This is a genomic window from Labilibaculum manganireducens, assembly GCF_002843385.1.
GTDB lineage: Bacteria > Bacteroidota > Bacteroidia > Bacteroidales > Marinifilaceae > Labilibaculum > Labilibaculum manganireducens.
Genome location: NZ_MVDE01000023.1, coordinates 54,944 through 75,914 on the forward strand (window position 1 = coordinate 54,944; position 20,971 = coordinate 75,914).

Sequence of the window (20,971 nt, forward strand, 5' to 3'; positions counted from 1 at the left end):
ATGTGAGTTCATTAATTATGCAAAGGTTTGCATGAAGTGATTTCTAAATAAGAATTTAAGAAAGTAGTTTTTTTGTTATTTGTTTGATTATTAGGAGGAAAGTGAGAACTTGCAGTTTTTAATACATGTTGAAAAACAACTTTTATAATGTTACAGATCATTGATTACCGTTTTTCAAATCGATATTTTTGTAACCTTATAATTTAAAATATATCTATAATGAAACCATCCCATATTGAACATATCGGTATAGCCGTAAAAAGTTTAGAAGAAGCAATTCCATTCTACGAAAAGGTATTAGGATTAGAATGTTATGCAGTTGAAGAGGTAGTTGATCAGAAGGTTAAAACAGCTTTTTTCAAAGTTGGAGATACCAAAATTGAGTTGTTGGAATCAACAGATCCTGAAGGTCCGATAGGTAAGTTTGTTGCGAAAACAGGTGGAGGAATGCATCACATGGCATTCGCAGTAGAAGATGTTCAGCAAGCATTAACTGAAGTTCAGGAAGCTGGTTGTGAAGTAATCGATAAAACACCCCGTAATGGTGCAGAAGGTTTAAAAATTGGATTTTTACATCCAAAATCAACTCAGCGTGTGCTGACTGAAATTTGTGGCAATAAATAAGGAATACTCAATAAATAATAATAACTCAATTAGTTATGGCTAGTCAGGATAAAATTAAAAAGTTAATTGATTTAAGAGCAGAGGCTAAGCTTGGTGGAGGTGTGAAAAGAATAGAATCTCAACACAAGAAAGGCAAGTTTACAGCTCGTGAAAGAATCGATATGCTTCTTGATGAAGGAAGTTTCGAGGAATTTGACATGTTTGTATCGCACCGTTGTACTAACTTCGGTATGGAGAAAACGAAATTTTTAGGCGATGGTGTTGTTACCGGTCAGGGAACAATCGACGGACGTTTGGTATTCGTATTCTCTCAGGATTTTACTGTTTTTGGCGGATCGTTATCTGAAACTTTTGCACAGAAAATTTGTAAAATCATGGATATGGCAATGAAAATGGGTGCACCGGTTGTGGGTCTTAATGATTCAGGAGGAGCTCGTATTCAGGAAGGTGTAACTGCTTTGGCAGGTTATGCTGAGATTTTCCAGAGAAATATTATGGCTTCTGGTGTAATTCCTCAGATTTCAGCAATTTTCGGTCCTTGTGCGGGTGGTGCTGTTTATTCTCCGGCTCTTACCGATTTTATCATGATGACAGAAGAAAAGTCATACATGTTCGTTACTGGTCCTAAGGTTGTTAAGACAGTTACCGGTGAAGATATTTCTGTTGAAGATTTGGGAGGTGCCAAAATGCATGCAAGCAAATCAGGTGTATCTCACTTCATGGTAGAAGACGAAGAAGAAGGTATCATGATTGTACGTAAGTTGTTATCTTACATGCCGTCAAATAACTTGGAAGAAGCTCCAATTACAGCTTGTTCAGATCCTATTGATAGAATGGATGATGTTCTTAATGAAATCATTCCTGCAAATCCAAACATGCCTTATGACATGAAGGATGTAATTTATACGATTGCTGATGATGCTGAATTTCTTGAAGTTCACCGTCATTATGCAAAGAATATTATTGTAGGTTTTACTCGTATGGGTGGAATGTCTGTAGGTGTTGTTGCCAATCAGCCTAGTTTCCTTGCTGGAGTACTTGATATTGAGTCTTCAAGAAAAGCGGCCAGATTCATTCGTTTCTGCGACTGTTTTAATATTCCAATTTTAACCTTGGTTGACGTTCCTGGTTTCTTGCCTGGATCAAGTCAGGAATTTGGTGGTATCATTACTCATGGTGCGAAATTAATGTTCGCTTATGGTGAGGCTACAGTTCCAAAAGTAACTATTACTCTAAGAAAATCTTACGGTGGTGCTCATGATGTAATGTCTTGTAAGCAACTTCGTGGTGATTTGAATTATGCATGGCCTACAGCTGAAATTGCTGTTATGGGTGCAAAAGGTGCAATCGAAGTACTTCACGGAAGAAAAATGGCTGAATTGTCGGATGATGAAAAAGTAAAATTCATCGCAGATACTGAGCTTGAGTACAACGAGGCATTTGCAAATCCATACAATGCAGCGTCATATGGTTATATCGATGATGTAATTGAGCCACGTAATACACGTTTCAGAGTGATTCGCGCATTCCAGTCTCTTCAGACTAAGAAGCAAATGAATCCACCTAAAAAACATTCTAATATTCCATTATAAAAAAAACGTTCTATGTTAATGAATATTTTATCTATAGGAAGTCAAGGTGGATGGACTGTTGCTATTGTAGGTTATTCCATTGTATTTGTTGCATTGGTACTACTGGTAATTGTTTTTGTCAATTTGCCGAAACTCTTACACCTTAACTTAAGAAAAAAGTTGGTGAGAGAAGGTCGATCTGGCTCTGAAACTGATGATTTAAACATCGAGGGAGGTGTTAATGCAGCTATTGCAATGGCCTTGCACATGCACTTTAACCAGAATCACGATGATGAAAGCAATATCATTACAATTAAAAAAGTTACTAAGAATTATTCTCCATGGAGTTCTAAGATTTATGGAGTAATGAATCAACCAAGATAAGCAAAATGAAGAAGTTCAAATTTACAATACGTGGGCAGGAATACGATGTTGAAATCAAGGATTTTGAAGGATCGAATGCCAAAATTGAAGTGAACGGAACGAGTTATGATGTGGATGTGCATGTTGCAGATAAATCATCAAAAACTCCTAGATTGGTTCGCAAGCCGGTGGTTAATAAGCCAGGCGAAGGTAGTATCAAGAAAAGTGGAGGCGGAGCTTCAACAGTAAAGGCACCACTTCCGGGTAGTATTATTAAAATTAACATTGCAGTTGGTGATTCTATCAATCCGGGAGATACTCTTTTGGTGATGGAGGCAATGAAAATGGAAAATAATGTGTTAGCCGAAAAAGGAGGAACCGTTAAAGCCATAAAGGTTGCAGTTGGCGATAGCGTACTTCAGGATGACGTACTAATTGAAATAGCATAACATCTCAAGAATAAAAGGCAAAAACTATATAATGAGAAAACTTTATTCATTGGTATTCTCAATGATTTTGGTAATGGGGTTAGCTTTTAACTCCATTGCTCAAAAATCATCGGATACCGCAGAAAAATTAACAACGGGAAAATGGGTTAACCATGAAGATGGTTATATTCCTAACCCGGTTGGAAATTCCGATATTACTGTAAAAAGATATAAAATTTTCGAATTCAAAAGTGATAAAACATTTATCATGGATTCGGTAAAGCAGCGTTTTACTGGTAAGTGGAAAGCAGAAGGGGAAAATGTTATAATGACGTTTAATCCACAAACTGTAACACACTTGCAAAAAAATATTGATCCGAACTCTAATTCGAATAGTTATCTTACAACTTCAGAAATTCTAAATCTTGGTTCGCGTATAGCCAAAGTAGATGGTGATTTTCTTAGGTTTGCCAACTCTAGTCTTGATTGTGAAAATAATTCAGGCGCGGTAGTTGGATTAAAGAATTTTTATGAATTTACCGGTTTTGCGAATGTTACCGGTGGTAACTTATTGATGGTATTGATCGGCTTGTTTTTTATCTTTTTAGCCATTAAATACGATTACGAGCCTCTATTGCTGATTCCAATCGGAATGGGTGTTATTATTGGTAATATTCCAATGTTTCAGGCTGTAGATTTTAATTTGAAATTAGGAATTTATGAGCCCGGATCAGTAATGAATATTCTGTATTCAGGGGTGGTGAGTGGTTGGTATCCTCCACTAATATTCCTTGGTATTGGTGCAATGACTGACTTTTCATCGCTAATTAGCAATCCAAGATTGATGATTTTGGGTGCAGCTGCGCAAATTGGTATTTTCGTTACCTTTTTGGGAGCTCTTTGGTTGGGCTTCGCTCCGCCGGAGGCTGGAGCAATAGGAATTATTGGTGGTGCCGATGGACCTACAGCAATTTTCCTGTCATCGAAACTGGCAAATGGAATGAATGTGATGGCGAATGGAGAAACTGTTAAAAATCTAATTGGACCTATCGCAATTGCAGCTTATTCATATATGGCTTTGGTTCCGGTAATTCAACCTCCGATTATCAACTTGTTAACAACTAAGAAAGAGAGAAAAATTAAGATGAAGCCACCACGTGCGGTAAGTCGTCTTGAGAAAATAATTTTTCCTATCATTGGATTGTTGTTAACTGCATTTATTTCTCCAACAGCATTGCCTCTTTTGGGTATGTTATTCTTTGGTAACTTACTAAAAGAATCAACTGTAACCAATCGTTTGGCTGATACGGCAAGTAATGCGTTAATTAACACAATTACAATTTTATTGGGAGTTACTGTTGGTGCATCTACACAGGCTGATGTTTTCTTAACTAAAGATTCGATCTTAATTTTCGGATTGGGTGCAGCTTCATTTATTGTGGCTACAGCTGGAGGTGTAATTTTTGGTAAAATTATGAATTGGCTTTCTCCAAAAGATCGTCCGATTAACCCAATGATTGGAGCGGCAGGAGTATCGGCAGTGCCGGATAGTGCTCGTGTTGTTCAAACAATGGGGTTACAAAATGATCCAACCAATCACTTGTTGATGCATGCAATGGCACCTAATGTTTCCGGTGTTATTGGCTCGGCAGTGGCCGCTGGTATTTTATTGAGTTTCTTGATGTAATAAACATCAATATAGATATTGTAAAGGGTTGTCGGTTTCGACAACCCTTTTTTTGTTGTGTGCCGTGCATGGCGAATAACTAGACGGTGGAAGTCCGTTATGGGGGCTTGTAGCTGCCAACCATTAGTCAAGAGCAAGGGTGTCCATCGCGAGGTGGAATCTGAAGGAAGCTGGCGGCAAATTTCCGGCCCGAGGAACACGAATATCATCAGGCATATCCAGTGGGATGAGTTTGCAACACAAAACGAAGTCCAAAAACTACACAGACACTGGAGTGTAAATGATGCGGGTATATGGAATGAAAGTTATTAGTCTTACCACGGGAGGTCTCACAGACGTGCTGAAACGGAAGTATGATGCGCGGTTGAAATAAGATTTGTTGTGAGAAGTCAGCCGAGGTCATAGTACTGGATTAATCGATTGGATCCGGGAAGGACAGAACCTTAAGAAGTGAAAGTAAATGAATGTTACCGAGAGAAGGAAAGAAAGCAGAAAATATCGAAAGATACCTACCAGCAAAAAGATAGGGCGGAACCCGAAGGATATGCAGGAGGGCAGACTTTCATGAGGATGACTGAAAACAACATCACTAATGCCGACAATTCGAAATATGGATTACTCGAGTGTATCCTTTCCCCGCAGAACTTAAATGCAGCCTTTAAACGGGTAAAGAGCAATAAAGGAAGTGGTGGTATAGACAAGATGGAAGTCGAATCTCTCGGAGATTATCTGATCTGCCATAAGGACTCATTAATTCAATCCATATTGGACGGTAAATACCGTCCCAATCCTGTCCGAAGGGTAGATATCCCTAAGGACAACGGTCAAAAGAGATCGCTAGGTATCCCCACAGTAGTTGATCGTGTCGTTCAACAGGCTATCGCACAGGTTTTGTCACCTATTTACGAGAAGCAGTTCTCTACAAACAGTTATGGGTTTAGACCCAAACGTAGTGCACATCAGGCCTTGATTAAGTGTAAAGAACATATCACTAATGGTTATAAATATGCCATAGATATGGATCTTGAAAAGTTCTTCGATACGGTAAATCAGAGCAAACTGATTGAGATTTTATCAAGAACAGTAAAAGATGGACGAGTTGTCTCACTTATACACAGATATCAAAAAGCAGGAGTTGTCGTACGCAACAAGTTTGAAGGATCGAAAATGGGCGTACCACAGGGCGTACCACAGGGCGGTCCATTAAGTCCCTTACTGAGCAATATCATGCTGAATGAGTTGGATAAAGAGCTTGTAAAACGAGGTCATAACTTTGTTCGTTACGCTGATGATATGGTTATTTTATGCAAAAGCATCCGTAGTGCTAAGCGTACTATGGTTAATATCATCGCATATATTAAAGAACGATTGTTTCTGAAAGTAAATAATGAAAAGACTAGTGTAGCCTATATCTCGAAAATCAAATTTTTGGGATACTCTTTCTATGTGAATAAAAAGAAGGGGCGATTACGATTACATCCCAAAAGTTTAGCCAAGATGAAAGAGAAAATTAGAACTCTCACATCAAGGAATAATGGATGGGGAGATGCAAAATGGAAATTAGAACTCAAGCAGTATATCACTGGTTGGTTAAACTATTTTAAATTGGCTGACATTAAGAGTCTTCTGTCTAAAATTGATGAGTGGTACCGCAGACGCTTACGGATGGTTATCTGGAAGCAATGGAAACGTATCAGAAGTCGTGGACGGAATCTTATTAAGTTAGGTATTGCAAAATACAAAGCTTGGGAGTATGCAAATACACGGAAAGCTTATTGGAGAACATCCAATAGTCCCATTTTAAAAACGTCTATCACCAATGACCGTTTAAAGCAAGCTGGGTATATCTTTTTCTCGGATTATTATCGAAAAGTTAATGGCGTAAATTAAGGAACCGCCGTATACGAGAACCGTACGTACGGTGGTGTGGAAGGACGAAACGGGAACTAATCCCGTTTCTCCTATCCGATTGTTCATGAACTTGAGTACTGTCATTTTTTTTTCACGTCTAAAATGTTATATTTAGATACATTAATTGATCAGATGTAAAATGGTAATAAAAGGAGTGGTGGGAACTGATTATTTAGGTTCTTGCTTCTCCTTTTTTTTCTTTGGAAATTTTGGCGATCTAAATCTCATTCATTATGGAACTTGGAGAACAAATTAGCAGGTCTGGAAATTGTGATTCTAATAGCAAAGGGGATTGTTTTGTTAGTATTGAGTTAACACAATCCGGAGGTGTAAATTTTGAATTGGAATCAAAGGTGAAAGTTTTTTACGGGAAATCAATCGAAAGACTTTGCAGATCAATACTTGATTTCTTTTCAATTGAGAATGCTGTCATTGCAGTTAAAGATAATGGGGCATTGCCTTATGTTATCGCAGCACGAATCGAGTCGGCAGTTAAACAATTAGTTGCTTCTGAAAAAGAATTTCTCTTCGATTTTCTCACAGATAATTTATATCAGTCAAATAAGGATCGGTTTCGGTTTTCCAGGCTGTATTTGCCCGGAAACACGCCATATATGATGATAAATGCAGGTCTTCATAAACCCAATGGTATTATCCTTGATTTGGAAGATGCTGTTGCTGTCTCGAAAAAGAATGAAGCAAGATATATCGTAAGAAATGCGTTGCGTTCTCAGAATTTCTACGGTGCAGAGAGAATGGTTCGAATTAATCAAGGAGAATTTGGCATTGAGGATTTGGCCTTTATTGTGCCTCACAATGTACATGTAATTTTAGTGCCAAAATGTGAGTCTGTTGCTGATGTTTATAAGATTGAAGAAGAAATCAGAAGAATTAAGAAACGCGAAGATTTGATACAGGATATTTTTTTGATGCCAATCATTGAAAGTGCTCTTGGAGTTGAAAATGCTTATGAAATTGCAGCTTCATCAAACAATATTATTGCTGTGGCAATTGGTCTTGAAGATTATACCGCAGATTTGGGGGTTCAGCGAACCAATGCAGGCACAGAATCTTTGTATGCAAGAATGCGGGTTGTGAATGCTTGTCATGCAGCCAAAATTCAGGCAATTGATTCTGTTTTTTCAGATGTGGGGGATATGGAGGCATTGGCCGAAAATGTAAAAAGGTCGAAATCATTGGGTTTTCAAGGGATGGGCTGTATTCATCCCAGACAGATATCAGTAATACATGGAAATTTCGCACCAAATTGGAATGAAATAGAAAGGGCAAAGAAAATTGTGAATGCTTTTCATGAAGCAGAGAAGAATGGGCTTGCAGTTGTATCGGTTGGAACAAAAATGGTTGATCCTCCTGTGGTAAAACGGCAATTAAAGGTACTTGAATTAGCAATTAATCTTGGAATACTATCAAAGGATTGGAGGAATGAATATGTCGGTTAAATTGATTGAAAATGCTGTCGGACGAATGGTTCCGACAGAAATTAATGGTCAGAAGGAAATTCCTTATATGGGAGTTGGAAAATTTATACCTAAGAAGAGAAAATATAATTCTTATATCTCTACCAATGCTGAGTTTCCTGCTGATGGTAATAAAAAAGTAAAGAACTTAAAAGAAGCCTTACAAAAAGCAGGTCTAGCTAATGGCATGAGGATTTCTACTCACCATCATTTTAGAGATGGAGACTTGTTGGCCAACATGGTGTTTGATATTGCGCATGAGATGGGGGTAAAGGATCTGATTTGGTTTCCATCAGCATCATTTCCTTGCCATGAACACCTGATTCCATATTTGGAAGATGGTACCATTTCCCGTATTGAGGGAAGTATGAATGGCCCTTTAGGTAAATATTGTTCTGAAGGCAAAATGAAGGGTGTAGCTGTTTTGCGTTCCCATGGTGGAAGGTATCAGGCTATTCAGGATGGAGAAGTTCATATTGATATTGCCATTATTGGTGCCGCTTGTGCTGATCCTTTTGGAAATGCAAATGGACTTAACGGTAAGTCAGCTTCAGGTTTACTCGGATTTGCTTTAGCTGATTCTCAGTTTGCAGATAAGGTAATTGTTGCTACGGATAATATGGTCGCTTTTCCTTGTGTACCATGGCAAATTCAAGGAAATTACGTCGATTTTACTGTTGAAATGGATCAAATAGGTATTCCGGAAAAAATCGTTTCAGGAACAACGCAAATCACGAAAAGTCCGGATCGTTTATTAATAGCAGAATTGACTGCGCGATTTTGTGAGGAAGCAGGAATTATTAAAGATGGATTTTCATTTCAGGCAGGGGCAGGAGGTACGTCACTGGCTATTGGTGAGTTTTTTTGCAGAATAATGAAAGAGAAAGGCATAAAAGCCAGGTTTGCCAGAGGTGGCAGTAACAAATATCTGGTTCAGATGCTTGAAGAAGGACTTGTAGAATATATATTGGATGGTCAGACTTTTGATTTGGAAGGAGTGAGATCTATGCGGGAAAACTCAAATCATGTGTGGACCAGTCCTTTTACAAGTTACAACTATCACAGCAAAGGGAATTTTGCAGGAATGGTTGATGTTGCCATCTTAGGGGCTACAGAGGTGGATGTTAATTTTAATGCAAATGTAGTTACACATTCGGATGGTTATTTGCTGCATGGCATCGGTGGTTGGCAAAATTGTTTGTTTAGTAAGACTGTCATTTTACCCATACCGCTTTTCCGAAATAGAATTCCGGTTGTTAGGGAAGAGGTAACAACAATTTGTGGTCCGGGAGAATTAATAGACGTTATTATAACCGAAAGGGGAATTGCAATTAACCCTTTGCGTAAAGATCTGCTCAAAAAGTTGAAGGAAAGTAATTTGCCTATTAAATCTATCCACGAATTAAAAAAGGAAGCAGAAGAAATATGCGGTATTATGGAAAAATGTGTTTTATCCGACGAGATTGTAGCGGCTATAAAATGGGTTGATGGAACCGTTATTGATGTTGTGAGAAAGGTTTTATAGGAAGAAATATTCAATTCAAAGAAGAAGCTTCGGGATTTCCGAAGCTTTACTATTTACCAAAGTTTAAATTTACTTTGTGTTGAATTTTCTACTTTTACTGCAATTTTAGGAACTTCAGTATCTAATATGCTGTTGATGTAACTAATACATTTCCCGCAACCGGTATTAGCTCCGGTGTACCTTCTTATCTCTTCAATTGTAGTTGAATTTTTTTCATGAATTGCCTTATCTATGGTTTTTCTGTCTACCATCTGACAGTTACAAACTATATCCCTCATTGTTTTTGCTCTTTTAATAATAATCTGCTGTAAATATATACATTATTCAATTTAAACCATCAAGTCTGAGAGTGTTATTTTAAATGATTCCAGATAAGATTAAAAAGGAATGGTTTGTTACAGATGATTTTCAAGGTATATTTTCATCTGCCTGTACATGTCAATTACAAGATCTTTTTTAGGTAAAGTTTCGAATATTTGTTTTAAGTAAGTTTTTTCACTTACTATTTTAAAGCTCTTTTTATACTTAAGGTCAAAAATTAAAGACATCTGATAAAGCTTTAGATCGTTGAGTGTAAGTACATCTTTAAAGTCAACATGTTTTTCGTCAATAATGCTTTGATAAAGCTTTTTAGAAATTTCCGGTTTATCCGATAATTCCATTTCGAGTCTTTTATTACTACCCTGTTTGTTGTTTGAATAATAATCAGAGACAACATGAAGTATATCTATTTTATCGGCATCTCTTAAAATTTGACAAAAAGGCAAAAGCTTAGGATCAATTGATTTTGGAAGAAGTGATTCATTGTGGTTTCGAATACTTTCAATTACCATATTCGCTTCTTCCTCTGTAAGCTCTGATAAAATATTGTTTTCGGTGATGGTTGAAATTCCAAGTTGGATATGATTTATTTCTTCTGTGTCGGAGAATGTTCCAAATTTTGTCAATTGTTCAAATCTACCAACATCATGTAACAATGCAGAGATTTGCGCCAAAATTACATCAGACTCATCTAAACCTGATTCTTCACCAAGTTCCTTAATTAAATTAGCTACACGAAATGAATGATTTCGTTTCAAATTAATATTAGACTTAATCTCTTCGATCTCATTTTCAAAACCTGCAACATAGCTGTTAAACCATGTTTCTATATTATTGTAGACTTCTTGCTTCACTTCTTAGTCATTAAAAAATTGCCCACAAAACTACTCTTTTTATCTAATTTTAGAAAGGAATTTGGGGAGTATTGGTTTGTGAAAAATTAACATATATATGACAACTTGATCAATGTGTTGGATTTAGTTGTCAATGGGTGATAATTAAAGATGAAACAGGTTTAATGATCGGATACAAAATATGAGAATGATAGATATTAGTATCCATCTAAGGAAATTGGCACCCCAATTTACGGCAAAGTGAGACGCTGCATAACCACCAAATACATTACCTATAGCTGCAATGGAACCAATACCATAATGTATTTGATCATTCATCATGAAAACGATCAAAGCAAAGGGGCTGTACAGTAAAACAATAAATACTTTTAAGGCATTGGCTTTAATCAGGTCGTAACCCATTTCCAGAACCAATATACCTATTAAAAAAATCCCTACTCCAATATGAATAAATCCACCATATACCCCAATTGTAAAGAATATTGCGAATTGCTTGAATCCAAATTTTTTATTTTGAAGAATTTTGGAACCGGCAAGCCATCGATTTGGTTTGAAAAACAGTAAGCCCCCCATTATAAGCATCACTCCAGCTATTAATATCTCAAATAGATCCTTGTTAATACTTATAGCAATCTGCGCTCCTAAAACAGATCCAAGAACTGTAGGTAAGGCTGGAAGAATTCCCTTTTTTAGTTCTAAAACATTTTGTTTTTTGAAATTATAAGAGGCTGCAAGTGTTTGCATAATCACACCAAATCGAATTGTTCCATTGGCCAGTGGAGCCGAGAGGCCTAAAAACATAAATAGGGAATAGGAGATTACGGTTCCACTTCCAGCAATTGTATTAATAAAACCCACCATAAATCCTGCCAGCAAAAGTAAACATATAATGGGAAAGGAGTAAATGTCCATTTCGTGAAGGTTAGCAAATAGTTCAGTCATGCCACTTGTTCTATAAATAAATGGATTAATTGATTGAAGGTATAAAAAAAACGGCAATTCTGAATTCAGAATTGCCGTTATATGGTTGTTGAAGAGGATAGATCTCTTTTACTTTACAGGAGCATTTTTGAGGATATCAAGAAGGTGTTTCCAAAACTTATCTACCGTTTCAATATTAATTTTTTCATCAGGAGAATGTACATCTCTGAGTGTAGGGCCAAATGAAATCATATCCATATTTGGATATTTCTCAAGAAAAAGGCCGCATTCAAGTCCTGCATGAATAGAACGGACAACAGGATCAATTCCAAAGAGTTTTTTGTAGGAATCTACAGCAACAGTAAGTATTTCTGATGAGGGGTTTGGTGCCCAGCCCGGATATCCATCAGAATGTACTATTTTTGCATTTGCCATAGTCAGACAAGTGCCGACCATTTGAGCGATATTGTACTTTTCACTATCCACATCACTTCTTTGCGATGTGGTAATTTGAATTTTATTGTCGTCTGAAAATTTAACAGATGCCAAGTTTGTTGAAGTTTCAACCATTCCAGGCATTTTCGAACTCATGGAAAAAACTCCATGCGGACACGCGTAAATTGCATCCATGAGGTTTGAAGAGCTTTCTTCATCAATAACAAATGTTGGTTTGTCGGTAGATTCAAGAGAGATTTTTAACTTGGGTTCAGTTATTTTCCAAACCTCTTCCATTTCTGACGCATAAATATTCAAATCAACACGAACATTCTCTTTGAACTCAGAAGGCAGTGTAATAATAGCGTAGGCCTCACGGGGAATAGCATTTCTTAAATTACCACCTTCAAAACAGGCAATACGAATACCATATTTCTTATTTAATTGCCAAAGAAATCGATTCAGAATTTTGTTTGAATTTCCACGACCTTTATTAATTTCATCACCTGAATGTCCTCCAAGAAGACCTTTTACATCAATTCGTACTGAAAAATGCCCATTTGGAACATCTTCCTTGGTATATTCTATTGTTGCCAGAGTATCAATACCTCCGGCACAGCCAATAAATATTTCACCTTCATCTTCAGAATCAAGATTTAATAGTATTTCTCCATTAAAAAATCCTGATTGCAGGGCAAATGCACCAGATAACCCTGTTTCCTCATCTACAGTAAAGAGACATTCAATAGATCCATGTTCAATATTGCTTGAGGTCAGAAGTGCCATTTCTGCAGCCATTCCGATACCATCATCGGCGCCTAGTGTTGTTCCTTTCGCTTTTACCCATCCATTATCAATCAAGGGAATTATAGGATCCTTATCAAAATCATGAACTGTTTCATTGTTTTTTTCGCAAACCATATCCATATGCGATTGTAAAACAATCGTCTTTAGGTTTTCTTTTCCAGGAGTAGCTGGTTTGCTGATTAACACATTTCCAATTTCGTCTCTCTTTGTTTGTAAGTTGTGCCTTTTGCCAAACTCCATTAAAAAGTCGATTATTCGATCTTCTTTTTTTGAAGGTCTTGGAACTTGACAAATATCTTCGAAATATTTCCAAATTTCCGAAGGCTGTAATTCTGCGAGTATTTTTTTCATTGTTGTTTAATTTTTCACCAAATGTAGCAAATCTATGAATTTTGTTGAGGAATATCATTTAATTTTTCGAGGATACATATTTTGTGTTTTTTCTATACCCCCTTGTTCAATACGACACCATGTGTGGTTGAGGTGTTTTTTTTATCAGGCTGATTGTTATATTTTGGGGGTGTCGGCTAAAAAACTTTTGTTTTTTTGAGTTTGTCATGTTGATTTCAAAAAAAAAACATATTTTTTTTATTTTTTTTGAATTTAATATGTCGTATCCTTTTTTTATAAGCTATAGTGTTGATTTTTAAATGGCAATAAACGATACTTCCAATTGAATTATTTAGGTGAATCCCCTAAAAATACGATAAAACATGACATAAGTCATAACTTGATCAAGTGTTAAAAGTGTGTTAATTTTTGTTAAAAGCTTTTTAAATGCTATTTTTAAGATCTAGAATTACCATTAACCATTTTGCATCTTTACTTAATTACTAACTAAAAAGTTTTTTTATGAAAAAAATGATTGGACTATTTGTATTACTCATTTTTATGGGAATACAAGTAGTAAATGCGCAAAGCAAGCAGATTTCTGGTACTATTACCAGTGCTGAAGATGGTCTGGGCATGCCCGGAGTATCTGTTGTTTTAAAAGGTACTACAATTGGTGCCAGTACTGATATTGACGGGCGATTTTCCCTGGAAGCTAAATCTACAGATATATTGTTGATTAGTTTTGTAGGTATGGTTACCCAGGAGATTTCAGTTGGTGACAAAACTGTCATTAACGTTGTAATGGAAACCGAATCCATTGGTGTGGATGAAGTTGTTGTGACTGCATTGGGTGTAACAAGAGAGAAAAAAGCTCTTGGTTATGCTGTGCAGGAGGTTGGCGCTGATGATTTAAACAAAGTGAAACAAACGGATGCTCTTAGTGCTCTTTCCGGAAAGATTTCAGGAGTTCAGGTATCGTCGTCGTCTAATTTTTCGGGTTCCAAAAGAATCCTTATTCGTGGTGCCAATTCAATTTTCGGCGAAAATCAACCTTTAATAGTAGTTGATGGAATTCCGATGGATAACTCGAATTTTAATTCCACAAGTGCTCAGTCTGGAGGCGGTGGTGTTGATTATGGTAACATGCTGAATGACATCAATCCTGATGACATTGAAAATATGACTGTGTTGAAAGGTGCTGCTGCTGCTATTTATGGTTCTAGAGCAGCAAATGGAGTTATCATTATTAATACAAAAAGAGCTAAGGCAGGTAAAGATGAAATTAGAGTTGATTTTAGTTCCTCTATTGCTATTGATAAAGTTGCTGATCTTCCTGCTTTGCAGAGAAAATATGGTGGTGGAGCTATTGTCAGTGATGCTAATGGTGGGGTAAACGGCTTTGAACAAGTTACAATTGATGGTACTAATTATCTTGTTCCACAATATGCTGTAGATGAGTCTTGGGGGCCTGCTTACGATCCTAATATTAAAGTTTTAGGATGGGATGCTTTTGACCAAGCTAGTTTTCCTGATGATTATCTGAAACCTCGTTCATGGATTGCACCTAAGAATGATGTTGAAGATTTCTTTGAGACAGGAGTTTCATATGTGAATTCCATGGCTGTTACAAGAACAGGCAAGGACTACGGTGTGCGATTTGCATATACAAATACACATAATGAAGGTATTGTTCCTGAGTCAAAACATGACAGACATAACTTTACTGTTTCTGGAAACACCAAACTGTTAGATAAGTTGAATGTACAAGGAGCTATCAATTATGTTCGTTCTGAAACGAGTGGTCGTCCTACTTTTGGATATACTGATAATAGTTTTGCTCAAAAGTTCTTTCAGTGGGGACAACGTCAATTAGATTTTGGAAGATTAAAGAATTATAAAAATATTGACGGAACTCAAAGAACTTGGAATCGTCAGTCTTGGGATAATAGCACTCCTAAGTATTCTGATAATGCATATTGGATTGTTAATGAAAATTTTACTGATGATGAACGTGATAGGTTCTATGGAAATATTAGTGTGGATTATGAAATTGCTGAAGGACTTGTAGCTAAGGCAAGTGTTTATGGAGATACTTATACTTTTTCTATTAGAGAAAGAACGGCTGTTGGATCTCAGAGTACTTCAAGTTATTATGAAGCAAAAAGGATTAATTCGGAATATAATTATGAATTCACATTGAATTACTCTAAGCGTTTCAATGAGGATTTTAACATTACTGCAATGGCAGGAGCTAATTCTCGTCGTAAAAAATTAGATCTTTTAAGAGGGTCTACTACAGGAGGTTTAGTTGTACCTAATATTTATAGTTTAGGAAACTCTGTAGGTAATGTTTCGACAAATGATTATTACGAAGAAAAGAATGTTAATTCGGTATTCGGAAGTGCTTCAATTGGATATAAGAACTTTTGGTTTGTTGATTTTACTGCACGTAATGATTGGTCATCTACTCTTCCTGAAGACAATAATTCATATTTTTACCCATCAGTTTCAACAAGTTTCCTATTCTCTGAATTATTACCAGAGGTTTCATGGTTAGATTTTAGTAAGCTACGATTAGGTTGGGCACAAGTTGGTAATGATACAGATCCGTATAAGGTATTTGGAACATTTGAGGCAAATACAAATGGTCCTTTCCAAGGTGCACCTCGTTTTAGTACTGATGAGACAAAGTTAAACGAACACTTAAAGCCAGAAGAAACAACTTCTTATGAAATAGGTATGGAACTCAGTTTCTTACAAAATAGATTTGGAGTTGATGTAACCTATTTTAATAATGTAACAAAAGACCAAATCATTCCTTTAGATGTTTCAGCAGCAACAGGCTACGATGCAAAATATATTAACGCTGGGGAGATGGAGAATAAAGGATTAGAATTAACGTTAAAAGGTTCGCCAATTAGGACAAAAGATTTATCGTGGGATATTAATATCAACTATGCAAAAATTAATAATAAGTTGATCGAATTGTACCCTGGAATTGATGCGTTAGATATACAGAGAGCTCCATTTGGCGGTGTTTATTTAAGAGCAAGTGTGGGAGATACTTACGGAACGCTTTGGGGAACTGATTTTATCTTTGATGATAAAGGAAATAAGGTGGTAAGCGCTTCTGGTCAGTACTTAAAGACTGCAGATTTAGTTCCTCTTGGATCTGTTTTACCTGACTATAACGTAGGTATTCGTAATAATATCACTTATAAGAATTTTGATTTTAGTTTCTTGTTCGACGTTCAAAAAGGTGGAAAATTTTATTCATTATCTCATAATTGGGGTATGTATTCTGGAATGTTAGAGGCATCTGCTCAAACTAATGATAAAGGAATTAATATAAGAGAAGCTGTTGCTGACGGTGGAGGTATAAAAATTAAAGGAGTAACAGGAACAGTAACTTATGATGCTGATGGAAACTATTCTGTAACCAATACTGCCCCTAATGAGATATATGTTGAAGGTCAAGATTGGGCTGGTAGACATTATCACGGAGCTGGAGGTCCTAGTGCTCAAAATGTTTTTAATGCAGATTACGTTAAGTTGAGAGAGGTTACTTTAGGGTATAATTTTCCTAAAACAATGATTGGACCTTTACGCTCGTTGAAATTATCTGTTTACGGTAAAAATCTTTGGACTGGGGGACTTGATAAAAAGGGTTTTGATCCTGAAAATAGTGTTGGAGGATCTGGAAACATTCAAGGTATTGAAGGTGGTATGATCCCTAATACAAGAAGTTATGGTTTTAACTTGCAACTAGGATTTTAATAAATAATTTGAAAATATGAAAAAGAATATATTATTAATATTAGGGGTACTGTTAATTATGAGTGCTTGTGATGTTGCCTATGAAGGCAACCCAAATGCACCTGAAGTGCCCCCAACATATTCCATCTTTAACGATGCTGTTAAAGAAATGATTGATGATACGCATGATGAATGGTTTCAAGGTCGTTTTACATTGCCAACCATGCAGTACTGGGCTCAAACTGAATATACTGAAGAGGATAGATATCAATATCGTGAATCTATGCGTGAAACTTGGGAGCAATTGTATATTAATGTGGAAAATTTCAGACAAATCATCCAATTAAATACTGATGAGAAGACAGCGGGTTCTATGTCTGCTTATGGTGCAAATGTTAATCAAATAGCTGCATGTCGAATTATGATAGCTTGGTCATTTAATTTAATGGCAGATACATGGGGCGATATTCCTTATTGGTCATACTCTACTGAAGATGCTGATTTTCAAGCTTTACTTGTTAATGATGATGTATTAAAGCCTGTTTATGCAGCGCAAAGTAAAATTTATCCTGATTTGTTAAAGCAATTGTCTGAAGCGGTAGCGATGATTGATGTTAATGCTCCAGTTTTTACTACTGGTGATCCTCTTTATAATGGTGATGCGGAAAAATGGAAAAAATTTGCTAATTCATTGCGATTGCGTATTGCTGTTAAAATCGAAAGTGTTTATCCTGCAGCATCAACTCATATAACAGAGGCTATTTCAAGTGGCGTATTTGAATCTAATGATGATAATGCAGTTTTAGTTTATGAGGGCAATGAAGCTAACGGATCTAGTTTTCAGATAGCTTTTGCATCACGTCGTGATTTTGCGGTTTCTCATAGTTTTATCAATTTATTGGATGGTACAGTTGGATCTTTCGGAATTGATCCTAGAATTTCTGAATATGCTGAACCTAATCAATTTGGTAATTACGTTGGTATTCCTTATGGGGTTCCAAATGCTACATCGGTTGCTTTTAAATGGGAATCACTACCTGCTTCGTCTATTACAGGATGGGATCCAAATGCATCTGGAGGTATTGGAGCTCATAGTTATTCGGATGGAGTACAAGCCTTAATGAGCTATTCAGAGGTAGAGTTTCTAAAATCGGAAGTTAACGGTTGGTCGCAAACTGAGTATGTAAAGGGTGTTGAAGCTTCTATGGAAGAATGGGGAGTTAATGCTACGGATATAAGTACTTTTGTTGGAACCCTACCTGCATCTAGCGAGGAAAATGTCTTAACTCAAAAATATATCGCACTTTACATGCAAGCACATACAGCTTGGGCTGAATATCGTAGAACTGGTTATCCTACTACTCTAGTAGCTGCTGGGGATAGTTATTCTGTGGATGTTGTTACTGATGCAGTTGGTACCGTACAAACTTTCAACTACACTTTTACTCCACTTATTAGTGTAACTGATATCCCATATAGAATGGAGTATCCAAATCAGGAGTCTACGTTAAATGGAGATAATTATAAAGTTGCTGTTAGTAATTTAACTGATGGTAATACTATTAAATCTAGGCTTTGGTGGGATGTAAACTAATTCAATAAGATTCTTCGTGAGAGTTTTCGGAAAGAAAATACTCATACAAGATATTTGAATGTTAGTCTCTAATTTTTAGTTATGCTAGAATAGCTTGATTCTATTTATATTAGTAATTGATCCAGTGAGGCTACCCTCACTGGATTTTTTCATATTGAAAATCACTATTAACCGACTAAAGTTGATATTTAACTAATTATCATCCGTAACGCCCATTACTTGGGCGTTCATTTTTGTATGTCGGGCATGGTGATAAACTAGCAGAGTGTAAGTCTCTGTATGTGCCGAGTTGAAAGGAAAAATTAGCGATTGGCAAGGGTGTCAGGGGCGACCGTGAATCCGAAAGAAGCCATCAGCAAACTTGACGTTCTGACGAACAGAAATCTGATACAAGGCTGACTTGGGCAGGGTAACCGAGCAATGGATTGGGAACGCCCAAATATCAACCGTAATCCCATACAGTAAATCAGGCAGTACGCAAGGAAAGTTTATCATCTTATCCCGAGAGGTCTCACCACCAGCTACAATAGTGACAAACCGAGCGGTAACAATCGGCGAAAGGTCCCAAGCGGTAAGAGTGAGAAGTCTGCAGAGGCCATAGTAGCAGAGTTCGTGCAACTCAAATCGAAGGGCTGAATTGGTTAACATAAGTAGTAGTCAGTAGGAACTTTTATTTATGGAGCACCAGCAAGCTATAGTATATCAGAGGGATTTGTTCATAGGACAAAACGGGAATGCAGTACGCCAGTCAGAAAATTGTGAAGACGTAAACGGATCAAAAACGGGACAGGCGGGGCAATTCAATAAATCGGGACAACAAGGACGAGCCTTAACAGCAGAATTGATGACCATAGTATGTTCATCGCACAACCTGAAACAAGCCTATAAGCGAGTAAATCGGAACAAAGGCGTAGCAGGAATAGACCAGATGCCAACAGGGAAGTTTGCAGATTGGTTTATAACAGAGAGCGAATCAATGATAAACGATTTGCAGCAAGGGAATTATCAACCCCAAGGGGTAAAACAGGCAGAGATACCAAAACCCAAAGGCGGAATGCGTAATCTTGGTATTCCGACCGTAATGGACAGGATAATTCAACAAGCTATCGCACAGGTACTAATTCCGATTTACGAGCGGGAGTTTTCCGAGAAGAGTAACGGATACCGACCAGGTCGGAATGCCCAACAAGCATTACGACAGGCAAGCGAATACGTAACGGAGGGAAGAGAAGAGGTAGTTGATATGAAAAGCTTCTTCGATGAAGTGAACCACGATCGGTTAATGTACGAATTATCGACCAAGATAGTCACTATTGTGATGTTTTATCAACTTGATATATCAACTACTTTTAACAAATCTATTATCTGTTTGAATATCGGCTGACCGACAAATTTAATTTCATTATTTCTACCCATGTTGTAAAGAGTTTTTGCAAAATTAATTTACAACTTTGAGGGGAAACCTCTGGGAGTACCCTCAATTTATTATTTTAGTCGGTCACTAGTGATATACAATGAAACATATTAACAGCAGACTACCACTAATTTAATATGTTTTTAAGGTTCGACTAATTATTACTATATATAGTTTAAATCGTTCGCTAGAGTATTATAATTAAACAGGCTTAAATATTGTATGTTCAATTGTAAATTTTATTGTAAAATGAAAAGAGTTGAATTAATTCATTTTCATTGTTAAAATGAATCTTGTTCGTTTTAATGAAAGAGCTTATTTTTAAGTTATTGGTGTCAATTGTTTTCAAAAATTTATTTTTACTGGTAGGTAGTTTAATTGCGTAGTTATCCGGTGTTTTCATGAATAAGGTGCTTCTTATTTCATAATGATCGGACGTCGGATTAACAAAACTAGATACGTTTTTAACTCCTTTAACAAAAACACAAGTGTGATTTTTTAGTAATTTTATCTTTCCATCATAAAGAACCTCAAAACAATTAGTTTTTATTTTATTGTTCACTTCAGATTTGCAATAAATAAACAATGTATTTTGTATTTTAATGAAATTTATCAGATCAGTATTTGTTATTGCTATGGTGTCATCAGATTTTACAACATGAAATTCTTGATTTAATACACAATATTTTAGTTCAATGCTGTCAATTAAAATATTTGATTTAGTGACTATTTCCCCCATTTCCCAAGTTTTATTCCAAAATAAATCACCAGTGAAATCGACAAATTCCATACCTAATCTTCTGTCAACATCATTTGCTAAATTATTAAATTCAGTTTGATTTCGCTGAAATGTTTGTGCCTGACTTGGTGTAATTGATTGAGAAATTGAGACGTTATTGAAGAATAGGATAATAAAAAGGGTATAATTATAGCCATTGAACAAATACTT

16 protein-coding genes are annotated in these 20,971 nt (G+C 36.4%); 11 read left to right on the top strand and 5 right to left on the bottom strand.

Features of this window, described 5'->3' with window-relative positions; translation table 11 throughout:
• The first annotated feature begins 219 nt into the window (after positions 1 to 219).
• The 8 genes from mce to BZG01_RS14590 all read left to right on the top strand — a co-directional run bounded on the left by mce (position 220) and on the right by BZG01_RS14590 (position 9,587).
• On the top strand, positions 220 to 624 hold the full coding sequence (gene mce / locus BZG01_RS14550) for a methylmalonyl-CoA epimerase (protein WP_101310573.1): 405 nt from the start codon (positions 220 to 222) through the stop codon (positions 622 to 624).
• 35 nt (positions 625 to 659) lie between these two features.
• The gene (locus BZG01_RS14555; protein ID WP_101310574.1) at positions 660 to 2,216 is read left to right on the top strand and encodes an acyl-CoA carboxylase subunit beta; all 1,557 of its coding nucleotides are present in this window, start codon (positions 660 to 662) and stop codon (positions 2,214 to 2,216) included.
• Positions 2,217 to 2,228: 12 nt separating this feature from the next.
• Complete coding sequence (locus BZG01_RS14560; RefSeq protein ID WP_101310575.1) at positions 2,229 to 2,579, top strand: OadG family protein; 351 nt, start codon at positions 2,229 to 2,231, stop codon at positions 2,577 to 2,579.
• Positions 2,580 to 2,584: 5 nt separating this feature from the next.
• Positions 2,585 to 3,007 (top strand): biotin/lipoyl-containing protein, encoded by a 423-nt coding sequence (locus BZG01_RS14565; RefSeq protein WP_101310576.1) that lies wholly within the window; start codon positions 2,585 to 2,587, stop codon positions 3,005 to 3,007.
• Positions 3,008 to 3,038: 31 nt separating this feature from the next.
• Positions 3,039 to 4,673 carry a sodium ion-translocating decarboxylase subunit beta gene (locus BZG01_RS14570; protein WP_245870385.1) on the top strand — a complete coding sequence of 545 codons (1,635 nt, stop codon included), beginning with the start codon at positions 3,039 to 3,041 and terminating at the stop codon, positions 4,671 to 4,673.
• Positions 4,674 to 5,123: 450 nt separating this feature from the next.
• Positions 5,124 to 6,563: a group II intron reverse transcriptase/maturase gene (ltrA, locus tag BZG01_RS14580; protein WP_218973117.1), complete on the top strand. Its 1,440-nt coding sequence runs from the start codon at positions 5,124 to 5,126 to the stop codon at positions 6,561 to 6,563.
• Between the two features lie 254 nt (positions 6,564 to 6,817).
• Positions 6,818 to 8,044: an aldolase/citrate lyase family protein gene (locus BZG01_RS14585; RefSeq protein ID WP_101310577.1), complete on the top strand. Its 1,227-nt coding sequence runs from the start codon at positions 6,818 to 6,820 to the stop codon at positions 8,042 to 8,044.
• The gene (locus BZG01_RS14590) at positions 8,001 to 9,587 is read left to right on the top strand and encodes a citrate lyase subunit alpha (RefSeq protein WP_218973118.1); all 1,587 of its coding nucleotides are present in this window, start codon (positions 8,001 to 8,003) and stop codon (positions 9,585 to 9,587) included. The genes BZG01_RS14585 and BZG01_RS14590 overlap by 44 nt, the downstream gene beginning before the upstream one ends.
• A 53-nt stretch (positions 9,588 to 9,640) precedes the next feature.
• On the opposite strand, the gene BZG01_RS14595 is transcribed toward BZG01_RS14590, so the two are convergent.
• The 4 genes from BZG01_RS14595 to BZG01_RS14610 form a co-directional block, all read right to left on the bottom strand.
• The gene (locus BZG01_RS14595) at positions 9,641 to 9,865 is read right to left on the bottom strand and encodes a (2Fe-2S)-binding protein (RefSeq protein WP_101310579.1); all 225 of its coding nucleotides are present in this window, start codon (positions 9,863 to 9,865) and stop codon (positions 9,641 to 9,643) included.
• A gap of 117 nt (positions 9,866 to 9,982) precedes the next feature.
• Positions 9,983 to 10,762, bottom strand: a complete 780-nt coding sequence (locus BZG01_RS14600; RefSeq protein WP_101310580.1) for an HD domain-containing protein — start codon at positions 10,760 to 10,762, stop codon at positions 9,983 to 9,985.
• A 144-nt stretch (positions 10,763 to 10,906) separates the two neighbouring features.
• Entirely contained in the window at positions 10,907 to 11,704 is a 798-nt protein-coding gene (locus BZG01_RS14605) for a sulfite exporter TauE/SafE family protein (protein WP_101310581.1), read from the bottom strand.
• A 108-nt stretch (positions 11,705 to 11,812) separates the two neighbouring features.
• Positions 11,813 to 13,276 carry an aminoacyl-histidine dipeptidase gene (locus BZG01_RS14610; RefSeq protein WP_101310582.1) on the bottom strand — a complete coding sequence of 488 codons (1,464 nt, stop codon included), beginning with the start codon at positions 13,274 to 13,276 and terminating at the stop codon, positions 11,813 to 11,815.
• 501 nt (positions 13,277 to 13,777) lie between these two features.
• On the opposite strand from BZG01_RS14610, the gene BZG01_RS14615 reads away from it, so the two are divergent.
• The 3 genes from BZG01_RS14615 to BZG01_RS14625 all read left to right on the top strand — a co-directional run bounded on the left by BZG01_RS14615 (position 13,778) and on the right by BZG01_RS14625 (position 19,992).
• On the top strand, positions 13,778 to 17,035 hold the full coding sequence (locus tag BZG01_RS14615) for a SusC/RagA family TonB-linked outer membrane protein (protein WP_101310583.1): 3,258 nt from the start codon (positions 13,778 to 13,780) through the stop codon (positions 17,033 to 17,035).
• Between the two features lie 16 nt (positions 17,036 to 17,051).
• The gene (locus tag BZG01_RS14620) at positions 17,052 to 18,608 is read left to right on the top strand and encodes a SusD/RagB family nutrient-binding outer membrane lipoprotein (RefSeq protein WP_101310584.1); all 1,557 of its coding nucleotides are present in this window, start codon (positions 17,052 to 17,054) and stop codon (positions 18,606 to 18,608) included.
• Positions 18,609 to 19,284: 676 nt separating this feature from the next.
• On the top strand, positions 19,285 to 19,992 hold the full coding sequence (locus tag BZG01_RS14625; RefSeq protein WP_101310585.1) for a reverse transcriptase domain-containing protein: 708 nt from the start codon (positions 19,285 to 19,287) through the stop codon (positions 19,990 to 19,992).
• A 256-nt stretch (positions 19,993 to 20,248) separates the two neighbouring features.
• Here BZG01_RS14625 and BZG01_RS21580 read toward each other — a convergent pair.
• A partial coding sequence (locus BZG01_RS21580) for a hypothetical protein (protein WP_180327330.1) occupies positions 20,249 to 20,971 on the bottom strand: 723 nt, incomplete at its 5' end.

Bases quoted from the DNA above. Each gene is read 5' to 3' on its own strand.
- mce (WP_101310573.1), top strand. From the start codon at position 220: ATGAAACCATCCCATATTGAACATATCGGTATAGCCGTAAAAAGTTTA.
- BZG01_RS14555 (WP_101310574.1), top strand. From the start codon at position 660: ATGGCTAGTCAGGATAAAATTAAAAAGTTAATTGATTTAAGAGCAGAG.
- BZG01_RS14560 (WP_101310575.1), top strand. From the start codon at position 2,229: ATGTTAATGAATATTTTATCTATAGGAAGTCAAGGTGGATGGACTGTT.
- BZG01_RS14565 (WP_101310576.1), top strand. From the start codon at position 2,585: ATGAAGAAGTTCAAATTTACAATACGTGGGCAGGAATACGATGTTGAA.
- BZG01_RS14570 (WP_245870385.1), top strand. From the start codon at position 3,039: ATGAGAAAACTTTATTCATTGGTATTCTCAATGATTTTGGTAATGGGG.
- BZG01_RS14585 (WP_101310577.1), top strand. From the start codon at position 6,818: ATGGAACTTGGAGAACAAATTAGCAGGTCTGGAAATTGTGATTCTAAT.
- BZG01_RS14595 (WP_101310579.1), bottom strand. From the start codon at position 9,865: ATGAGGGATATAGTTTGTAACTGTCAGATGGTAGACAGAAAAACCATA.
- BZG01_RS14605 (WP_101310581.1), bottom strand. From the start codon at position 11,704: ATGACTGAACTATTTGCTAACCTTCACGAAATGGACATTTACTCCTTT.
- BZG01_RS14610 (WP_101310582.1), bottom strand. From the start codon at position 13,276: ATGAAAAAAATACTCGCAGAATTACAGCCTTCGGAAATTTGGAAATAT.
- BZG01_RS14615 (WP_101310583.1), top strand. From the start codon at position 13,778: ATGAAAAAAATGATTGGACTATTTGTATTACTCATTTTTATGGGAATA.
- BZG01_RS14620 (WP_101310584.1), top strand. From the start codon at position 17,052: ATGAAAAAGAATATATTATTAATATTAGGGGTACTGTTAATTATGAGT.
- BZG01_RS14625 (WP_101310585.1), top strand. From the start codon at position 19,285: ATGGAGCACCAGCAAGCTATAGTATATCAGAGGGATTTGTTCATAGGA.